20 protein-coding genes are annotated in these 18,114 nt (G+C 26.9%); 17 read left to right on the forward strand and 3 right to left on the reverse strand.

What is annotated here, in order from left to right:
- Positions 1 to 15: 15 nt before the first annotated feature.
- The 7 genes from clpP (at position 16) to rsgA (ending at position 7,501) form a co-directional block, all read left to right on the forward strand.
- Positions 16 to 606 (forward strand): ATP-dependent Clp endopeptidase proteolytic subunit ClpP, encoded by a 591-nt coding sequence (gene clpP, locus EQF90_RS00300; RefSeq protein ID WP_134711309.1) that lies wholly within the window; start codon positions 16 to 18, stop codon positions 604 to 606.
- Positions 606 to 1,820 carry an ATP-dependent Clp protease ATP-binding subunit ClpX gene (gene clpX / locus EQF90_RS00305; RefSeq protein ID WP_134711308.1) on the forward strand — a complete coding sequence of 405 codons (1,215 nt, stop codon included), beginning with the start codon at positions 606 to 608 and terminating at the stop codon, positions 1,818 to 1,820. Before clpP ends, clpX begins: the two co-directional genes overlap by 1 nt.
- Before the next feature lie 33 nt (positions 1,821 to 1,853).
- Positions 1,854 to 4,202, forward strand: a complete 2,349-nt coding sequence (lon, locus tag EQF90_RS00310; protein WP_134711307.1) for an endopeptidase La — start codon at positions 1,854 to 1,856, stop codon at positions 4,200 to 4,202.
- Entirely contained in the window at positions 4,189 to 4,770 is a 582-nt protein-coding gene (gene yihA, locus EQF90_RS00315; protein WP_134711306.1) for a ribosome biogenesis GTP-binding protein YihA/YsxC, read from the forward strand. The genes lon and yihA overlap by 14 nt, the downstream gene beginning before the upstream one ends.
- Before the next feature lie 405 nt (positions 4,771 to 5,175).
- Positions 5,176 to 6,081, forward strand: coding sequence for an ABC transporter transmembrane domain-containing protein (locus EQF90_RS00320; protein WP_134711305.1), 906 nt, complete (start codon positions 5,176 to 5,178; stop codon positions 6,079 to 6,081).
- Positions 6,056 to 6,778 carry an ATP-binding cassette domain-containing protein gene (locus tag EQF90_RS00325; protein ID WP_134711304.1) on the forward strand — a complete coding sequence of 241 codons (723 nt, stop codon included), beginning with the start codon at positions 6,056 to 6,058 and terminating at the stop codon, positions 6,776 to 6,778. Before EQF90_RS00320 ends, EQF90_RS00325 begins: the two co-directional genes overlap by 26 nt.
- A gap of 9 nt (positions 6,779 to 6,787) precedes the next feature.
- Positions 6,788 to 7,501 carry a ribosome small subunit-dependent GTPase A gene (gene rsgA, locus EQF90_RS00330; protein WP_134711303.1) on the forward strand — a complete coding sequence of 238 codons (714 nt, stop codon included), beginning with the start codon at positions 6,788 to 6,790 and terminating at the stop codon, positions 7,499 to 7,501.
- Between the two features lie 142 nt (positions 7,502 to 7,643).
- Here rsgA and EQF90_RS00335 read toward each other — a convergent pair whose 3' ends face one another.
- Positions 7,644 to 8,297 carry a TVP38/TMEM64 family protein gene (locus tag EQF90_RS00335; protein WP_167554079.1) on the reverse strand — a complete coding sequence of 218 codons (654 nt, stop codon included), beginning with the start codon at positions 8,295 to 8,297 and terminating at the stop codon, positions 7,644 to 7,646.
- A gap of 103 nt (positions 8,298 to 8,400) precedes the next feature.
- Positions 8,401 to 8,559 (reverse strand): rubredoxin, encoded by a 159-nt coding sequence (gene rd / locus EQF90_RS00340; protein ID WP_134711301.1) that lies wholly within the window; start codon positions 8,557 to 8,559, stop codon positions 8,401 to 8,403.
- Positions 8,560 to 8,693: 134 nt separating this feature from the next.
- Here rd and EQF90_RS00345 point away from each other — a divergent pair, with 134 nt between their 5' ends.
- From EQF90_RS00345 to EQF90_RS00375, 7 genes are all read left to right on the forward strand, one after another.
- Positions 8,694 to 9,074, forward strand: coding sequence for an ATP-binding protein (locus tag EQF90_RS00345; RefSeq protein ID WP_167554080.1), 381 nt, complete (start codon positions 8,694 to 8,696; stop codon positions 9,072 to 9,074).
- Positions 9,075 to 9,191: 117 nt separating this feature from the next.
- Entirely contained in the window at positions 9,192 to 11,006 is a 1,815-nt protein-coding gene (gene typA / locus EQF90_RS00350; protein ID WP_134711299.1) for a translational GTPase TypA, read from the forward strand.
- A 68-nt stretch (positions 11,007 to 11,074) separates the two neighbouring features.
- Positions 11,075 to 12,094: a FecCD family ABC transporter permease gene (locus EQF90_RS00355; RefSeq protein ID WP_134711298.1), complete on the forward strand. Its 1,020-nt coding sequence runs from the start codon at positions 11,075 to 11,077 to the stop codon at positions 12,092 to 12,094.
- Entirely contained in the window at positions 12,095 to 12,847 is a 753-nt protein-coding gene (locus tag EQF90_RS00360; RefSeq protein WP_134711297.1) for an ABC transporter ATP-binding protein, read from the forward strand.
- 9 nt (positions 12,848 to 12,856) lie between these two features.
- Positions 12,857 to 13,984: an ABC transporter substrate-binding protein gene (locus EQF90_RS00365; protein WP_134711296.1), complete on the forward strand. Its 1,128-nt coding sequence runs from the start codon at positions 12,857 to 12,859 to the stop codon at positions 13,982 to 13,984.
- Positions 13,977 to 14,774, forward strand: a complete 798-nt coding sequence (locus EQF90_RS00370) for a class I SAM-dependent methyltransferase (protein WP_134711295.1) — start codon at positions 13,977 to 13,979, stop codon at positions 14,772 to 14,774. The genes EQF90_RS00365 and EQF90_RS00370 overlap by 8 nt, the downstream gene beginning before the upstream one ends.
- Positions 14,775 to 14,904: 130 nt before the next feature.
- Complete coding sequence (locus EQF90_RS00375) at positions 14,905 to 15,543, forward strand: redox-sensing transcriptional repressor Rex (RefSeq protein ID WP_134711294.1); 639 nt, start codon at positions 14,905 to 14,907, stop codon at positions 15,541 to 15,543.
- A 67-nt stretch (positions 15,544 to 15,610) separates the two neighbouring features.
- Here the strand turns inward: EQF90_RS00375 and EQF90_RS00380 are convergent, their stop codons facing one another.
- On the reverse strand, positions 15,611 to 16,486 hold the full coding sequence (locus EQF90_RS00380) for a helix-turn-helix domain-containing protein (RefSeq protein ID WP_134711293.1): 876 nt from the start codon (positions 16,484 to 16,486) through the stop codon (positions 15,611 to 15,613).
- A 129-nt stretch (positions 16,487 to 16,615) separates the two neighbouring features.
- On the opposite strand from EQF90_RS00380, the gene EQF90_RS00385 reads away from it, so the two are divergent.
- The 3 genes from EQF90_RS00385 to EQF90_RS00395 all read left to right on the forward strand — a co-directional run bounded on the left by EQF90_RS00385 (position 16,616) and on the right by EQF90_RS00395 (position 18,048).
- Positions 16,616 to 16,957 (forward strand): hypothetical protein, encoded by a 342-nt coding sequence (locus EQF90_RS00385; protein ID WP_209021420.1) that lies wholly within the window; start codon positions 16,616 to 16,618, stop codon positions 16,955 to 16,957.
- A 59-nt stretch (positions 16,958 to 17,016) separates the two neighbouring features.
- Positions 17,017 to 17,394, forward strand: coding sequence for a hypothetical protein (locus EQF90_RS00390; protein ID WP_134711292.1), 378 nt, complete (start codon positions 17,017 to 17,019; stop codon positions 17,392 to 17,394).
- Positions 17,395 to 17,748: 354 nt separating this feature from the next.
- Complete coding sequence (locus tag EQF90_RS00395; protein WP_134711291.1) at positions 17,749 to 18,048, forward strand: HlyD family secretion protein; 300 nt, start codon at positions 17,749 to 17,751, stop codon at positions 18,046 to 18,048.
- Positions 18,049 to 18,114 lie beyond the last annotated feature (66 nt).

Genomic DNA, 18,114 nt, shown 5'->3' on the forward strand with positions numbered 1-18,114 from the left:
TAAAGGAGGAAATATATGCCATTAGTGCCAACAGTTATAGAAACGACCAATAGAGGTGAAAGAGCATACGATATATATTCTAGATTATTAAGAGAAAGAATAATTTTTGTATCAGGAGAAATAAATGATCAAATGGCAGATATTATAGTAGCACAATTATTGTTATTAGAATTTGAAGATCCTGATAAAGATATACAATTGTATATTAATTCTCCAGGGGGATCTGTAACAGCAGGATTAGCTATTTATGACACAATGAATTACATTAAACCTGATGTGTCGACTATTTGTATCGGACAAGCTGCAAGTATGGGAGCTGTATTGTTGACAAGTGGAGCAAAAGGTAAGAGATTTTCTTTACCAAACTCAAATATTTTAATACACCAACCGTTAGGTGGGGCACAAGGTCAAGCAACAGAAATTAGTATAGTTGCAGAACAAATATTAAAAATCAGAGAAAGATTAAATAAAATACTTTCAGATCAATCAGGTCAAAATATTGAACAAATTAAATTAGATACTGAAAGAGATAAATATATGACAGCTCAAGAAGCGTTAGAATATGGTCTAATAGACAAAGTGATTGAAAGTCATAAGGAGATTTAATGTCTGAATTTATGGAACATGAATCTTATTGCTCATTTTGCGGTAAATCATCAAGTGATGTTAGATTAATTTCCGGCCCAAATAATGTATTTATATGTAATGAATGTGTAGATTTGTGTAAGGAAATTTTAACTGAAGAAAAAGAAGTAGTTGATGATATGGATTTTTCAAATCTTCCCATACCACAAGAAATCAAGCAATATCTTGATGAATATGTTATAAAACAAGATAAAGCTAAAAAAACGTTGGCTGTTTCAGTTTATAATCACTATAAAAGAATTAAATATGCTAAGGAAACAGATACTGAGATTCAAAAATCAAATATTTGTCTTGTGGGACCAACGGGATCAGGTAAAACTTTATTAGCTCAAACATTGGCTAAAGTTTTGGATGTGCCATTTGCAATAGCTGATGCTACAAGTTTAACTGAAGCCGGATATGTTGGGGAAGATGTTGAAAATGTAATATTAAAATTAGTTCAAGCAGCAAATTACGATGTTGAAAAAGCACAAAAAGGTATAATTTATATAGATGAGATAGATAAAATTACTAGAAAATCTGAAAATGTTTCAATTACTAGAGATGTTAGTGGAGAAGGGGTACAACAAGCTTTATTGAAATTAATTGAAGGGACGATAGCAAATGTACCGCCAAAAGGGGGTAGAAAACACCCTAACCAAGAGTATATCCAAGTAGATACGAGTAATATTTTATTTATAGTTGGTGGAGCGTTTGAAGGTATTGAAAAGCTTATAGAAAATAGAACTGAAAAGAAATCAATAGGATTTGGAGCAGAATTAGGTGGTAAACATATAGAAAATTTAGGTGAAAAGCTAAAAAATATTTTACCTCAGGATTTAATGAAATACGGATTAATACCTGAATTTATAGGGCGTATTCCAATAATTGTTACACTTGAAGATTTAAACGAAGAAGCTCTAGTTAAAATACTTACGGAGCCTAAAAACGCTTTAATAAAACAATATCAAGAACTATTTAAGTTAGATGGAGTTGATTTAATTTTTGAAGATGGATCCATTGAAGAGATTGCAAAATTGGCTATAAAAAGAAATACAGGTGCAAGAGGACTAAGAGCCATACTAGAAGATAAATTGTTAGACATTATGTTTGATATACCAAGTAAAAAAGATATATCTAAGTGCATAGTTAGTGTTGAAACAATAAGGGATAATAAATCTCCACAACTAGTATAGGGGCTTCTTAGCCTTTTTTATTAAGGAGTATAAATGAATAGTATTTATAAAAAAACTAAATTAAAAATGCCTATGCTTCCACTTAGAGGTATATGGATATATCCATCAATGTCAATTAGTTTTGATGCCGGAAGAGATTTTTCTAAAAAAGCTATTGAAATTGCAGAACAAAAAGATGCTTACATATTTTTAACTGCACAGATTGATGCAGTGGCAGAAGAAGCTGATATAGATAATTTTTATACTTATGGGGTTATATCTAAAATCAGACAAAGTATAAAATTACCGGATGGTAATTATAGAGTTTTAGTGGATGGATTGTATAGAGCTAAAATTTTAAAATATATTGATAATCAAAGCGGATATTTTGAAGTTGAATTAGAAAAAGTAGAATATGAAGGAGAAAAAGATAGCATAAAATATGCTGCATCAAAAAAATTGTCTTTAGAATATTTGAAAAATTTTATGGAGTTTAAGAAAAATATTCCTCAAGAAGCTATATATAGTTTGGAAGAAATTGTAAATCCATCAAAATTTGTGGATACATTAATAACATATATAAATCCTAATATTGCTGAAGTTCAAAAATTTTTAGAAGAATATGATGTAACAACAAGACTTGAAAAAGTTATTCAGTATATGGCTAATGATATAGATGTACTAAGATATAAACAAATTATAGAAGATAAAGTAAAAGAACAAATCAATAAAGGCCAAAAAGAATACTTTTTAAGAGAACAGTTACAAATAATAAAGTCTGAATTAGAAGGTGATGGTAACTCATTAAATTTTGTTGAAGAATATGAAGAAAAAATAAATAGTTTACCTATTAGTGAAGAAAATAAAAATTATTTATTAAAAGAGTTATCTAGATTAGAATATATTCCAAATGCATCACCGGAAGTAAATGTTATTAGAGGATATTTGGATAATGTATTAGATATTCCATTTGGAAAATTTTCAGATGATGAGATTAACATTGAAAAATCAAGAAAAATATTAGATAAAGATCACCATAGCTTAAAAGATGTAAAAGAAAGAATACTTGAGTTTTTAGCAGTTAGAAAATTAAAAGAAGATGTTAAAGGTTCAATTTTATGTCTTGTAGGGCCTCCGGGAGTTGGTAAAACATCAATAGTTAAATCTGTAGCAGAAAGTATGAATAGAGAATATATCTCTATGAGACTTGGAGGTCTTACAGATGAAAGTGAAATTAGAGGTCACAGGAAAACTTATATTGGTGCAATGCCGGGGAGAATAATTACAAGTTTACAAAGAGCAAAAACATTAAATCCGGTATTTTTACTTGATGAAATAGATAAGGTTGCATCAAGCTATAAGGCAGATCCTGCATCGGCTTTACTTGAAGTTTTGGATCCAAATCAAAATAATGAATTTTTGGACAGATATATTGAAATACCGGTTGATTTATCAAGAGTTATGTTTGTAACAACAGCAAATACTACATCGACAATACCTAGAGCATTACTTGATCGTATGGAAATAATAGAATTATCGGGATATGCAGAATATGATAAGTTAATTATTGCAAAAAAATTCTTACTTCCAAAACAAACTAAAGAAAATGGCTTAAAATCATCTCAATTGCAAGTTTCAGACAGTGTTCTTGAATTAATTATAAAAAATTATACAAGAGAGTCAGGAGTTAGAAATTTAGAAAGACAAATTGCTAAATTAGCTAGAAAAGCAGCTATGAAAATTGTAGAAGGGGCTAAAGTAGTAAGAGTATCTGTTAAAAATTATAGAGAATTTTTAGGTAAAGAAAGAATTTTAGATGATGATATAGTAAGAACTCCGGAAGTTGGGATTGTTACAGGTCTTGCATGGACCCCGGTAGGTGGAGAATTACTTCAAATAGAAATAAACACCATGAAAGGAAAAGGTAAAATTCAACTGACTGGATCTTTGGGTGATGTTATGAAAGAATCAGCAATGGCTGCACTTTCATATATTCGTTCAAATCAAGAAAAACTTAATATTTCAGAAGAATCATTTGAAAAATTAGATATTCATTTACACGTTCCTGAAGGAGCAACACCAAAGGATGGACCATCAGCAGGTATTACAATTTCAACCGGGATAATTTCTGCACTTACAAATCGAAAAGTAAGACAAGATATTGCAATGACTGGAGAAGTAACCATTAGAGGTAGAGTTTTACCTATTGGTGGATTAAAAGAAAAATCTCTTGCAGCACGAAGATATGGAATAAACAATATAATAATTCCTAAACTAAATGAAAAAGATTTAGAGGATATCCCTGAAGAAATTAGAAAAGATATGAATTTCTATCCTGTAAGTTCAGTGGAAGAAGTAATAAAGTTAGCATTAGTAAATGAGGAAAAAAATGAAAATAATTAACCCTGAGCTTGAAAAAATAGCAGTTAAACCTGAACAATATCCATCAAATAATCTTCCGGAAATAGCATTAGCAGGTAGATCAAATGTTGGGAAATCATCTTTGATTAATTCTCTAGTAAATAGAAAAAACTTAGCAAGGACAAGCTCTAAACCTGGAAAAACAAGAACAGTAAATTTTTATAATATTGACGGAAAATTTAGATTAGTTGATTTGCCGGGTTATGGGTATGCTGCTGTATCAAAATCTGAAAAAGATAAATGGGCAGAAACAATTGAAACATATTTAAGTGTTAGGGAAAATCTTAGAGAAGTTATTTTACTTGTTGATATAAGACATGAACCTACAGAAAATGATGTGATGATGTATAATTGGATAATTGAAATGGGATTTTCAGGATATGTGATTGCCACAAAACTTGATAAAATAGGTAAATCTAGATTGCAACAACATATAAAAACTGTGGCTACTAAACTTGGTATAGATGATAGAAAGAAAATAATTTACTATTCTTCAGAAACTAAGGAAAATAGAGATTATATATATAAATTTATTGAAGAGATAATATAAAATTATTGATGATAAACATAAAATATGTTTAATATGATTATAAAATTATTTATATATGTTTTCTAATAAGGTAATAGATATACAAAATAATTTTTTTATGATATAATTACTTGTAATAGTGAAAGAAAATTTTATACTTTATAATAAAAACGGAGAAAGGAGTTAAAATGATTAAATTAGATAAGTTATTAATAAAAGAAAAAGAAATATTTGGTTTGAAAACGACTTTTGAAGTTTTAGATAAAGATTGGGGAACTATACTCACCTAATGTTAGGCTTATGAGATCAAGAGTTACTTAATTTATATAATCTTGAGGAAGCGAGCATATTTTATAATTTTAATTGATAATTATTTTAAATCAGAAAGATTTTTCTTTCTGATTTTTTTTATGTGAAGGAGAAAAAATGAATTTTTTATATTATTTAAGGAAAAAGTGGAAGTTAACCTCAGTTATAATATTATTAAATATATTAGAACAATTTTGTGTAGTATTTTGGGGATTTTCAACAGCTAAACTTATTACTAATATATCTGGGAAAAATATTAATGAGTTTAGGTTTTGGCTTATATTAATGATAGCAGACATAACAATTTGGATATTTGAGATATACTTAAAAAAAATATATTATCAAAAATGGGTCCAAGAAACTAATATAGAGATAAGGAAAGATATAACAAAAAAATTATTAAATACAGATTACAATGAATATGTAAAAAAAGACACAGGAGCATATATTTCATGGTTAACAAATGATATTTCAATGATAAATGATTATGGTTTTGATGTTTTGAATTATGTAATTGGACAAGTTATTTCAATTATTTTTAGCGTAATTGCAACAGTATACTTTAATTTTTCTATATTATTTACAATGATTATTTTAGCGATATTTGTTATAAATGCACCAAAGTTATTTAAGAAAAAAGTACAATCTGAAATGGAAAAAGTAAGTATTGAAAATGAGAATTTAACAAATGATTTAACCGATATTTTTAACGGATATGAAGATTTAAAATTTTTGAACTTAGAAGATTATATGATTAATAGAGTAGAAAGATCATCACGAAAATTAGCTAGACAAAGGTATATTTATGCAGATATATCAGGAAAAATGTCAAGTGTTGTAAATGGAACAAGTTTAGTAAGTCAAGTAATATTATTTTCTCAAACAGCATATTTGTTTTTTTTATGGATTATTACCAATAGGCGCAATAAGTGGTATTCAATATTTTTCAGCGCTTATATTTTCAGGTTTAACTGGATTATCTGCAAATTTACTGGAAATGAAAGCTGTAAATCCAATATTTAAGAAATTTGATAATATAATTGAAAGTAAAAGTATTGAATTATTAAAAATTAATTCATCATTAAATAATTCAATTGATTTTAAAAATATAAATTTTAGGTATGGTAATAATACAAAAATATTAAATAATTTCAGTTATAACTTTGAAAAAGGGAAAAAATATGTGATAATAGGAGATTCCGGTAAAGGTAAAACTACATTATTAAATATTTTAATAGGAAAATTGGAAAATTATGATGGAGATATAATGTGGGATAATAAAAATATTAAGGAAATAAACAAAGATTCAATAAGAAATAAAATTATATATTTGAATCAAAATCCTCACATATTTAATGCTAGTATAAAAGAAAATATTCTTTTATCAGAAAATATAAGTATAGATAGATTAAATAAAGTCATAAAAGATGTAGGTTTGGAACCTTGGATTAAAACTTTGCCAGATGGTATAAATACAATCATAAAAATGAATGGAAAAAACATTTCAGGAGGACAAAAGCAAAGAATAGTAATTGCAAGAGGATTATTGAGAAATAAAGATATTATTTTACTTGACGAATCTACATCATCACTCCATAATGAAGCAGCAGTTGAAATTGAAAAAATGATATTTTCAAATAATGATTTAACAGTAATTATGGTTACTCATTTATTAAGGGAAGAAATAAAAAATATGATAGATGATATTATAAAAATGTAGGAGAAAACAATGAGTATAAGCTATGGAGTAGAAGAATATATTAACAGAAATTTTTTATCCTTAAATCGGAATATCTATCGTATTATAAATAAAAGTAGGACTTATTTTAAGTTAGCTAAAAGTGATAAAGATATAATAGTTTTAATTTCTAAAAGTGATTTTGATGAAAATACTAAAAAAATTTTTGAAACGATTAAAGATGTTTATCCGAATATAGAAGTTATCTATTATTCAATATATAATAAAAATTCAATGATAAACGTAAAAATGTTTTTTAAGGAAAATAAAACAGCCATATTAGTAGGAGCATCAGGGGCTGGCAAATCAACCTTAACTAATTATTTGCTATCGATAGAAAATGCAGTAATACAAGATGTTAGAAGTGATGGAAAAGGAAAACACACAACCACATCAAGCTCTCTTTATTATTTGCCGGAAACTAATTCGTATTTGATAGATACACCAGGGTTTAAGACAATTTCCACAAGAAGAGAAGTAGATGAAGATATTTTATTTGAAGAGATAAGCAAATTGAGTAATTTTTGTAAATTTAATGATTGCAAACATGATACAGAACCTGGATGTGCTGTAAAAAAAGCAATTGAAAATGGAGATTTATCAAGAGAGTTATATGATAGATATCTTATAAATAAAGATAAGGAACTTCGATTTAAAAAGTTTGAAAAAAAGAAATTTGCAAAAAAAGAGAGAAAAAAGATATAATATTAAAAACTTATTAGATTTTATAAGTCTAGTATTATATGTGAAGCAATGGAATTCCTTTTAAGGTTTTTTAAAAAGAATTCCCAAAATATATGAAATTAGGGAATTCTTTTTTATTTTTATATTTTTATTTTCAACAAATTTAAAATATTAATCTATATAAAGCCTCATATCCATATTGCATAATATATAAAATAATTCCTATTGCCCAGAATTTTAAGAATGCTGTTATTATAAAAAATCTATGAAACTTAAAATCGGTCATACCACATATCATGCAAGAAATATCATCAGGCATAAATGGTACGATAAGCACTATTATAAACATTTTCTCTATTTTATTGCCTTTATTTAGCCAATCAATTTGTTTGTTTATAGCTTTTTCGGTAAATAGTAACCCGATGAATTTTTTACCATATTTTCTACCTAAATAAAAGTTTATAACTGAACCTATCATTATTGCAACATAATTCAGCATAAAGCCGATTAATGGACCATATGCTATAACAACTGATAAATTAGTTATACCCGATGGATTTACAGGAAAAACTGTGAAAAACGCTTGTAACACTATAAAAAATAATGGAGCAAAAATTCCAAATTTTGAAAGTAGATTTGCAAATTTTTCTCTATCAACAAAATAACCTTCTCTAAATGCTAATATAGTTAAAACGATAATAACTAGAGCAATTATTAATCCAAAAAATTTTAATATTTTTCTTTTTTTGTTAATTTTATTATCTAAATGTTCTTCTTTAATTTTTTCTAATTTTTGTTTGTAATTATCTTGAGTCATTCTTCCTCCAAAATAATAGTACATTTAAATCAATTTAAATTCAAATATATTACTATTTTTTAAATTAAAAAGAGGCAAGATTGCCTCTTATGTATAATCTATTTTATAATTCTTCAAATAAGCTTTTATCAACTCCACATATTGGACATGTCCAATCTTCAGGAATTTCATCAAAAGATGTACCCGGTTCTATACCACTATCTGGGTCACCCACCTCCGGATCATAGATATAACCACACGCTGTACATTCCCACTTTGTCATAAAACTTCCCCCTTAAATTGTATATTATATCTACAATTATATATTATATTATTAAAAATTTAAACTATTCATAAATATGATTAAAATTTACTTAGTTTGGGTAACATTATAGTGCAATGTATAAAGGAGGGCAGATGGAATATTTTTTTTATAAAGAATTTTGCGGTGGAATAAAGAATATAAATAAACTGGTTGATAAAATATTGAAAGATGTCACTCCTATTTTAAATGAAGATTTGCTTTTTGATATAAGGCTTATATTAAATGAGCTTTTAATAAATTGCCATGAACACGGAAATAAGTATGATGAAAAAAAATGTATAGAATTAGAATTTATGATTAATGATAAAACAATTTATTTTTCTGTTAGAGATGAAGGAAAGGGTATTACAGATAGAAAAACTTATGAAAATAGTGAATGCAAATGTCATGGTAGAGGATTGATATTAGTTGAATCTTTAGTTGATGATATTAAGTTTGAAAAAAATAAAGTAAAGTGTTTTATAAAATTATAGCTCCATTATCTTTTTGGATAAGATGGAGTTTTTTTATTTAATTATGTTCAATTTTGTGATAAAATCTATTTTGTGAAAAATACGAGTTAATTAAGAAGTGACCCAGGGAGGGTACAGATGAAAAAGATAAGAAATATAGCAATTATAGCACATGTTGATCATGGAAAGACGACTTTAGTTGATTCTATGTTAAAACAAAGTGGAATTTTTAGAGAAAATCAAGAAGTTTCAGAAAGGGTTATGGATAACAATGACCTGGAAAAAGAGAGAGGAATCACAATTCTTTCAAAAAATACAGCCATAAATTATAATGACTACAAAATTAATATTATTGATACGCCGGGACATGCTGATTTTGGTGGAGAAGTAGAACGTGTATTAAAGATGGCGGATGGAGTATTACTATTAGTAGATGCTTTTGAAGGAGTTATGCCTCAAACAAAATTTGTAATAAAGAAAGCAATCGAATTAAAGTTGCCAGCTTTAATTTGTTTGAATAAAATAGATAGAGATAAGGCAAGACCTGAAGAGGTAATTGATGAAATTTTAGATTTATTTATAAGCTTAGAAGCTCCAGAAGAATATTTAGAAGCACCAATTATTTATGCATCAGGTAAAAACGGGTGGGCTAGCTTAGAGGCAGGTGTCCAAAAAGATGATTTAACTGATTTATTAGATACTATTGTTGAACATATTCCTGAACCAAAAGGTGAATTGGATAGACCTTTTGAAGTTTTAATTTCTACTACAGACTACAGTGAATATTTAGGAAGAATTGGTATAGGTAAAGTTGAACAAGGTGAAATTAAAGTTGGAGATCCTGCATTTATATTGAATTATAATGATTCATCAAAAAAAATGAGAATTAAGATTACTACAATTTATGAATTTGAAGGATTAAATAGAGTTGAAGTACAAAGTGCCAAAGCTGGTTCAATCGTTGCTATTTCAGGGGTTGAAGGTATCCATATTGGGGATACATTATGTCAAAATGAAGATATGGATCCAATTGAATTTGTTAAAATTTCAGAGCCTACATTGGCTATGAGATTTTTAGTAAATAATTCTCCATTTGCCGGTTTAGAGGGAGATTTTGTAACATCAAGACATTTAAGGGCAAGACTTATGAAGGAAAAAGAAACAGATGTTAGCTTAAAAGTAGAGGATACAGAATCAACAGATGCTTTTAAGGTAAGTGGTAGAGGGGAATTACATTTATCCGTTTTAATTGAAAATATGAGAAGAGAAGGATATGAATTCCAGGTATCTAAACCGGAAGTTTTGTTCCATGAAGAAAATGGTAAAAAAATGGAGCCAATGGAAATTGTAACAATTGATGTTGAAGAACAATATGTTGGTACAATTATAAATAAACTAGGTGTTAGAAAAGCTGAAATGACAACCATGGAAAATACATCAGCAGGATATGTCAGACTTACATTTAAGATGCCTGCTAGAGGTATGATAGGATATAGACAGGAATTCATTTCTGATACAAAGGGTACAGGAATTATAAATACTGAATTTGATTCTTATGAACCATATAAAGGGGATATCCCTTCAAGACAATTTGGTTCATTGATTGCTTATGAAACTGGTAAAGCAACGGGTTATGCTCTTGATTCGGCTTGGAAGAGAGGAAATATATTTATCGAACCTGGAGATGAAGTATATGAAGGAATGGTTGTTGGAGAAAATCCAAAGGGATTAGATATTGAAGTTAACGTAGCTAAGAGGAAAGCAAAGACAAATATCAGATCGTCTGCATCAGATGATGCTCCAAACTTGCCACCATCAAAGAAATTAAGTTTAGAGGAAATGCTAGAATTTATTGAAAATGATGAATTGGTAGAAGTTACACCAAAGAGTTTGAGAATAAGAAAAAAAATATTAAATTCAGAAATGAGATATAAATCTAAGAAAAATAGTTAAATTTTTTATATTATGTTATAATTTTATTTAGGGTAACCTAATTTTAATGAGAAAGGCTTATAGTTAAAATGAATGTAGTAAAATCATATAAAAAAGTATTGGAAAAAAAATTATTTTTTATAATCTTTTTGATTTTATCTTTAGTTTTTTTATCTATAGTTTCTATAAATATTGGTTCTTCTGATATGACTATTATGGATAGTATTTTAACTTTGATGGGCAAAAGCTCAAATGAGTTTAATCATATTATCTTTAACATAAGACTTCCCAGAATTTTAGGCGGAATATTTATTGGTATGACAATTGCTTTATCAGGATTGATAATACAATCAGTATTAAACAATCCTTTGGCTTCACCATCAACATTAGGGATTTCAAATGCTTCAGTTTTGGGGGCAAATATATCTTTGATTTTGTTTGCAAAAATAGGGATTGAGAGCAGTATGTTTTTAACCGGATTATCATCTTTTATTGCTGCGGTTATCTGTACTTTTATAATTATAATGTTTTCATCCATGAAAAAATCAAGTAATGCTACTGTTTTATTAGCAGGTATTGCTTTGAACTTTTTATTTTCGGCATTGACTATTTTGATACAATTTTTTTCAACTGATGAAGAAATAGCTTCTGCTGTATCTTGGACTTTTGGAGATCTTGGTAGAATAAATATAAATGAAGTAAAGTTTGTAGCGATTGTATTAGTTGTATCTGCATTACTTATATATAAATTGAGATGGAAATATAATGCGATGGATATGGGAGAGAGTACAGCACATTCTTTAGGAATAAATATTAAAACTATGAGAAATTTATCTATAATTGTAGCTTCTCTTAACACCGGTATAGGAGTTGCTTATGTTGGAATGATTGGATTTGTGGGATTGTTGGCACCTCAAATTTCTAAAAGGATAATAGGAGAAGATAAAAGATTTTTAATTCCGGCAAGTATGCTTTTAGGTTCGATTATAGTTTTAGTGAGTGATTGTATAGGAAGAGTAGCCGTTAAACCACATATATTACCTATAGGAGCAATAACATCTTTGTTTGGTGCACCATTTTTTATTTATATATTATTCAAGGAGAATTAAATGGATTTATTAAAAATAGATAATTTATCTTTTAAATATTCTGATTATATTTTGAAAAATATATGCCTTGATATAAAAAAGGGAGATTTTATTTCACTATTAGGAATAAATGGTGCGGGAAAATCAACTATATTGAAAAATATAAATAAGCTATTGAAACCTCAAAAGGGCTGTATTTATCTAAATGGTAAAAACATTGATAAAATAAGGAATCAAGAATTGGCGAAGAATATTTCATATGTAAGTCAGTATAATAAACCAACTAAAAATACAGTTTTCGATACTATTTTAATTGGTAGAGTTCCTTACATAGACGGAAAAGCAAGGGATATTGATTATGAAAAAGTAGAAAATTTAATATCTAGGTTAAATTTGGAAAAGTATGCATTAAGGGATACAAATTCTCTCAGTGGTGGAGAATTTCAAAAAGTCGTCATTGCTAGGGCATTGGCTCAAGAACCTAAAATTATTTTATTGGATGAACCTACAAGCAATCTTGATATAAAAAATCAGGTTGAAGTTATGACTTTAATTAAAGAATATTGTCTTGAAAAGGGAATTTCTGTAATAATAAGTATTCATGATATAAATTTATCGCTTCAATTTTCTGATAAATACATAATGTTAAAAAATGGAGAAGTATTTATGTATGGAGGAAATAATATAATTTCAGCAGAAAATATTAAAAGTATATATGGACTAGATGTAGATATTATAGAATATAACAATAGAAAAGTAATAATAATTGATTAAGGAGGAAAAATGAAAAAATCACTATTGTTTTTATTATCATTTGTTTTTTTGTTAGTATCTTGTTCTCCTAATATTAAACACAAGGAACAAGGACAAAAAAAAGATAAATCTGTTTCTGAATCATATGTTATAAAGGATATTAAAGGTAGACAAGTAAAATTTGAAAAAGTACCAAAAAAGGTTATAACTCTTGGACATGGAACCTTAAAATATTACACTTATGTGGCTGGCCCTGATGAATTGGTAGGAATAGAAAAGGCTGATAAATCAGTACGTGCTGTTGAAGGACAATCTATTCATCATGCATATGAAAATATAAGAAATGTTGAAACGGTTGGAAATGGAGGACCTAAAATTTCTCCTAATTATGAAAAATTAGCTTATACTAAAGCCGACGTAATTTTTGCAGCATATGAAAGTTCTAAAGAAGATTTTGATAAATTGCAAGAAAAATCAAAAATACCTGTAGTTGCTATTAGTACAATAATGAGTGGAAATATTTTTACTGACGATGCTTATAAAACTTTTGAAATTATAGGTAAAACTATGAAAAAAGAGAAAAGGGCTGAAGAGATAATTAGTAAAATAAAAGAAGTTGAAAAAGATTTAAAATCAAGATCAAAAGATATAAATAAAGAGTTGAGTCCTGAAACTTATTTTGGTGCTACAAGCTTTAGGGGACCACAAGGGATTTTATCTACTAAAACAAATTTAGACTTATTAAATGTTATTAAGGTTAAAAATGTAATGGAAAAATATACTAAGAAAAGATCTATAATAATTGATAAAGAAAAATTATTAGAAATTAATCCGGATCAAATTATTTTAGATATGAGTGGTAAAAAGCCATTGTATGAAGATATAAAGAGAGATCCTAATTTTTATAATTCATTAAAAGCCTTTAAAAATAATAAGGTGTATGCTATAATGCCTTATTTTACATATGGTATGAACTTTGATACAGCTTTAGTTAATATGTATTACATAGGAAAGCTTATGTATCCTGAAAATTACAAAGATGTAAATTTGAAGGAAAAAGCCAATAGTATTTATAAGACATTTGTTGGAAAAGAAGTTTATGAAAGCATGATAAAGGTGCATCCGGAAAGTTTTAAGGAGTTTAAGATTAATGAATAGTTTGAGAGATTTATGTATAGAAAAATTAAGTACTCAAAGACAAGATATTGATACATCAAATATAATGTGGAATAAAAGAGCGGAAGAATTTTCAAAGAATGTTTTATCGGAAAAAGATGATTATATTGATTATTTTTTAAGTCATGCTGATATAAAAAATAAAACTGTAATAGATATTGGCTGTGGAAGTGGAAAGTACTTAAAGCTTTTACTTGATCAAGGAGCTATTGTAGAAGGATTAGAGCCATCCATAAATATGATAAAAAAATCAAAAGAATATCTAAATTCTTCAGGATATGATTCTGATAAAATAATAATTCATAATGTTGCTCTTCAGGATTTTGAAATAAAAAAACAGTATGATTATGTTTTTATATCAAACAGCCCTGTCATATCGTATTTTGAAAACTATGATAAGATTTTATCTTTAGCTAAAGAGGGAATATTCATAGGTTCTTGGCTTGAAAGTAGAGATTCATTGCTTGACTATGTTTCAAAAAAACTTAATATAAAGATAAAAGGTCATGGTGGAAACTCGAGTATTTATTTTTTCAATTTACTATTAGAGGATACAAGGAAAGTATGTTTTGAAACTCTTGATTCTGAACAAATTATTAAGATAAAAGAAAACTTATTTATTGAAAGATATGCTAATTGGATCTATGGTGTAAATTATACTGATAATGATATTTCTAAAATATTGGATATTATATCAAAATTAAAAGATGAAAACGGATTATATCAAATTAATAAATCTTCCAAAAGGTCTATGATTTTTGCCTATAAATAAAAAAGGTATATTAATGTTAGTCGGTATATTAAAAATAAAAGAGATAGTTATCAAATATGATTAAAATATGATTGACAAAAAAATGTTAAACAATATATAATAATAATATAAACAATAGGAGGATAAATAGATGAATAAAAACAAAATATCTCCTGCTGTTGTAAGACGTTTGCCAAAATATTTTAGATACTTAACAAATCTTGAAAAAGAAGGAGTCGAAAAAATTTCTTCAAGACAATTAAGTGAAATCACAGGATTTACAGCATCTCAAATAAGACAAGACTTAAATCATTTTGGTGGATTTGGACAGCAAGGTTACGGATACAGAGTTACAGATTTGAAAAATTCAATAATTAAGATTATTGGATTAAATCAAGAATATAATGTTGCGATAGTTGGATTTGGACATATAGGACAAGCTATATACAGATATAGAGGATTTGATACGAAGAAATTTAATGTATTGGGAGTCTTTGACTTAGAGGACTATGAAGCATTGGATGGAAAGGTTAAAGTTCAGTCCATAGATAAATTTGAAGATTTCCTTACAAAAAATCAAGTAGATATAGTTGTTTTAACAGTTCCTAAAGAAGAAGCTCAAAAGGTTTCAGATATGCTAGTTGGAAAAAATGTAAAAGGTGTTTGGAATTTTGCTCCAACAAATGTAAAAGTTGATGATAACATTCCGGTAGAAAATATCCACTTGAGTGAATCGCTATATACATTGATTTATTATATGGGTAATCCAGAACAATATATAGAAAAATAAGAAATAAAGTTCACTGACGGCAATGGTTCTCGCTTCTAAAGAAGCTGTGGATGTGCCTACGTGAACTTTATTTTTTATTGTTTATAATATTTAATATATTTTTTTTAGTATTTAGTTTATTTAATTTATCACATAATTCAAGAGAATTATTTAAATTTTCGTTTGCTTTTTCTTGTTCATTCAACTTTTCGTAAATTTGATATTTTAAAAAGTATAGATAAGGATAGTAGTTTGATAAATTAGATGTATCTATATTAAATAAATTATTTATCATTTTTAAGCATTCTTGATATTTAGCTTTTCTCATTTGTATTATTATATAATTTATTTTTATAGAAATATATGTACTGGATATTATTAAAATGTTTTTATTACAAAAATCAATTATTTCAGTATATTTAGCATACCCATCTGTATAATTTTTCAATATTGCTAATTCTTTTAGGCATCTAAATTCTAAAACATTGTATTTATATTTATCATAATTTTCTATATTATAATCCGGATTATTTATTTTTAATGATTTAATAAAAAATTTGTAAGCATTGTCAAAATCTCTAGGTATATTTCTTAAATAATATATACCTTTAATTAGATAAAAATATTGAGATATGTAGGGAGTTTTATCTAAATTTTTTTCTAAAATTTGTATTTCTTTATTTAAAGAGGTAAAGTTCATATCACTTAATTTATCTTCTATTGAATTTATAGCCTCTTCTACTTCTTCACTATAAAAAGTTAAATGTTTACTAAATATATTTATCAAGTTTAACTTATATACATTTGACAGTGCGACTAAATGATCTAAGAAAATTTTATTGTTACCATTTTCTATACGTCTCAGAGTCTTTATATTTATAAAAGCTCTTTCGGAAACCTCTTTTTGACTTAAAGAAAGATTTTTTCGTATATTTTTTAGTTTTTTTCCAAAATTATTGTACATATAATCTCCTTATATTATCTCACTATATACTCGTTTATTATAACATATTTTTAATAAAAACGAAATGGACAAATTTGTCCCTTATAAATATTTTTTTATTATTATATAATTATTAATAATAAAAAGAAAATGATTGCAAGAGGTATATATGATATTAAAAAGATTACATTTAAGGATTTATATGAAATATTTAAGGCAATAGGAGCATTATTTATAATTGATGGAAAAATGAGCATTGGAGATTTATTAGTATTTCAAAGTATAAGTCAATATTTTACAGAACCCATTCAAAATTTGGTAGGATTACAACTTACATTTCAAGAGTCTTCAATAGCTATTAATAGGTTAAATGAATTAATGGCTATACATAAAAATTATTTTAAAATGCTTAGAATTCAGAATTATAAAATCAATGAAACCCATAAAGAAATTATAGTTGAAAATGATTCTGAAATAATAACATACTTGTAAGAATGTCACAAATTTTATGATAAATATCATAAAGAACAATACTAACCAAGGAGGAGAATATGGAATTAGTATTACCACAAAATTATGTGGAGATTGAACAAGAAGAGATGATGTATTTGGATGGAGGACTTAGTGTTCCAACATGGTCAGTAACTGGTACTATAACAGCAGCTGTTTATGCATTTTTAGCCGCTAGTGGTGGGGCGGTTGCATCAGGAGGATTGAAAGTAGTTCTTGGATCTATGGGAATGAGAAATGCGCTGGCAGCAGGAATTGTTAAGGCGTTAGGAGTTGTGGGAATAAAAATTGGAAACTCACTAGCTGCTACTTGGTTAAAAACTATTGTGAGTGGTGGAGTTTCGGGACTGGCAAGTAATATAGCAACAGAATTAGATAAAAGGGATGGTAAACATGATGGATGGGTTAAGGTATTTTAACTTAATTATTGGCTTAATATCTTTAATAATTAGTTATATTATATTAAAACTATTTAAGAAGAATAAAATTATTATTAACGTGTCCGTTATTATTTTATTAATTGTTATTTCTCTACTAATAGATCTTAATGAAACAATGCAAGTGGTTTTTGGATCTATTTTTGGAGCTACACTTATAAGTACTTTCGATTTATTTAATAAATAATATTTTTATTAGTGAATTTAATAGTAATATAAAGTTACAGGTTAGATATTTCTAACTTGTAACTTTAATTTACAGATCCTTGTAACAGAGATTTCTAAATTTACTAATGAAATAAACTTATTAAAAATACAAATCTTATATATTTTTCTTTGTTTACATCGATATTATCTGTTTTTGCATCAAGTAAGATAAAGAAAAATTATATTGTCAAAGCCAATGGACAAATAGCAGATAAGAAAATATCATATATTTCTTTAAATGTTAATGGAACTATAAAAGAAATTATGGTTAATGAAAGAATACATGTAAAAAAAGGAGATGTAATTTTGCTTGTATCTAATGGAGAAGAAAATATCCAAAGAAAAGAATTCGGGAAAATCCTACAAGATAACAAGCCTAAGAAGGAATTACTTGAAAAATTTAGACTATCCTTAGATAAAAAAACGTAATTAGAATACAAGAGACAAATTTGTCCCTTGTAAATATATATTATTTTTATATAATTTACATTAAGA

Origin of the sequence: Helcococcus ovis (assembly GCF_004524775.2) — a bacterium.
Classification (GTDB): Bacteria; Bacillota; Clostridia; order Tissierellales; family Peptoniphilaceae; genus Helcococcus; species Helcococcus ovis.

Bases quoted from the DNA above. Each gene is read 5' to 3' on its own strand.
- clpP (WP_134711309.1), top strand. From the start codon at position 16: ATGCCATTAGTGCCAACAGTTATAGAAACGACCAATAGAGGTGAAAGA.
- clpX (WP_134711308.1), top strand. From the start codon at position 606: ATGTCTGAATTTATGGAACATGAATCTTATTGCTCATTTTGCGGTAAA.
- lon (WP_134711307.1), top strand. From the start codon at position 1,854: ATGAATAGTATTTATAAAAAAACTAAATTAAAAATGCCTATGCTTCCA.
- yihA (WP_134711306.1), top strand. From the start codon at position 4,189: ATGAAAATAATTAACCCTGAGCTTGAAAAAATAGCAGTTAAACCTGAA.
- EQF90_RS00320 (WP_134711305.1), top strand. From the start codon at position 5,176: ATGAATTTTTTATATTATTTAAGGAAAAAGTGGAAGTTAACCTCAGTT.
- EQF90_RS00325 (WP_134711304.1), top strand. From the start codon at position 6,056: ATGAAAGCTGTAAATCCAATATTTAAGAAATTTGATAATATAATTGAA.
- rsgA (WP_134711303.1), top strand. From the start codon at position 6,788: ATGAGTATAAGCTATGGAGTAGAAGAATATATTAACAGAAATTTTTTA.
- EQF90_RS00335 (WP_167554079.1), bottom strand. From the start codon at position 8,297: ATGACTCAAGATAATTACAAACAAAAATTAGAAAAAATTAAAGAAGAA.
- rd (WP_134711301.1), bottom strand. From the start codon at position 8,559: ATGACAAAGTGGGAATGTACAGCGTGTGGTTATATCTATGATCCGGAG.
- EQF90_RS00345 (WP_167554080.1), top strand. From the start codon at position 8,694: ATGGAATATTTTTTTTATAAAGAATTTTGCGGTGGAATAAAGAATATA.
- typA (WP_134711299.1), top strand. From the start codon at position 9,192: ATGAAAAAGATAAGAAATATAGCAATTATAGCACATGTTGATCATGGA.
- EQF90_RS00355 (WP_134711298.1), top strand. From the start codon at position 11,075: ATGAATGTAGTAAAATCATATAAAAAAGTATTGGAAAAAAAATTATTT.
- EQF90_RS00360 (WP_134711297.1), top strand. From the start codon at position 12,095: ATGGATTTATTAAAAATAGATAATTTATCTTTTAAATATTCTGATTAT.
- EQF90_RS00365 (WP_134711296.1), top strand. From the start codon at position 12,857: ATGAAAAAATCACTATTGTTTTTATTATCATTTGTTTTTTTGTTAGTA.
- EQF90_RS00370 (WP_134711295.1), top strand. From the start codon at position 13,977: ATGAATAGTTTGAGAGATTTATGTATAGAAAAATTAAGTACTCAAAGA.
- EQF90_RS00375 (WP_134711294.1), top strand. From the start codon at position 14,905: ATGAATAAAAACAAAATATCTCCTGCTGTTGTAAGACGTTTGCCAAAA.
- EQF90_RS00380 (WP_134711293.1), bottom strand. From the start codon at position 16,486: ATGTACAATAATTTTGGAAAAAAACTAAAAAATATACGAAAAAATCTT.
- EQF90_RS00385 (WP_209021420.1), top strand. From the start codon at position 16,616: ATGATTGCAAGAGGTATATATGATATTAAAAAGATTACATTTAAGGAT.
- EQF90_RS00390 (WP_134711292.1), top strand. From the start codon at position 17,017: ATGGAATTAGTATTACCACAAAATTATGTGGAGATTGAACAAGAAGAG.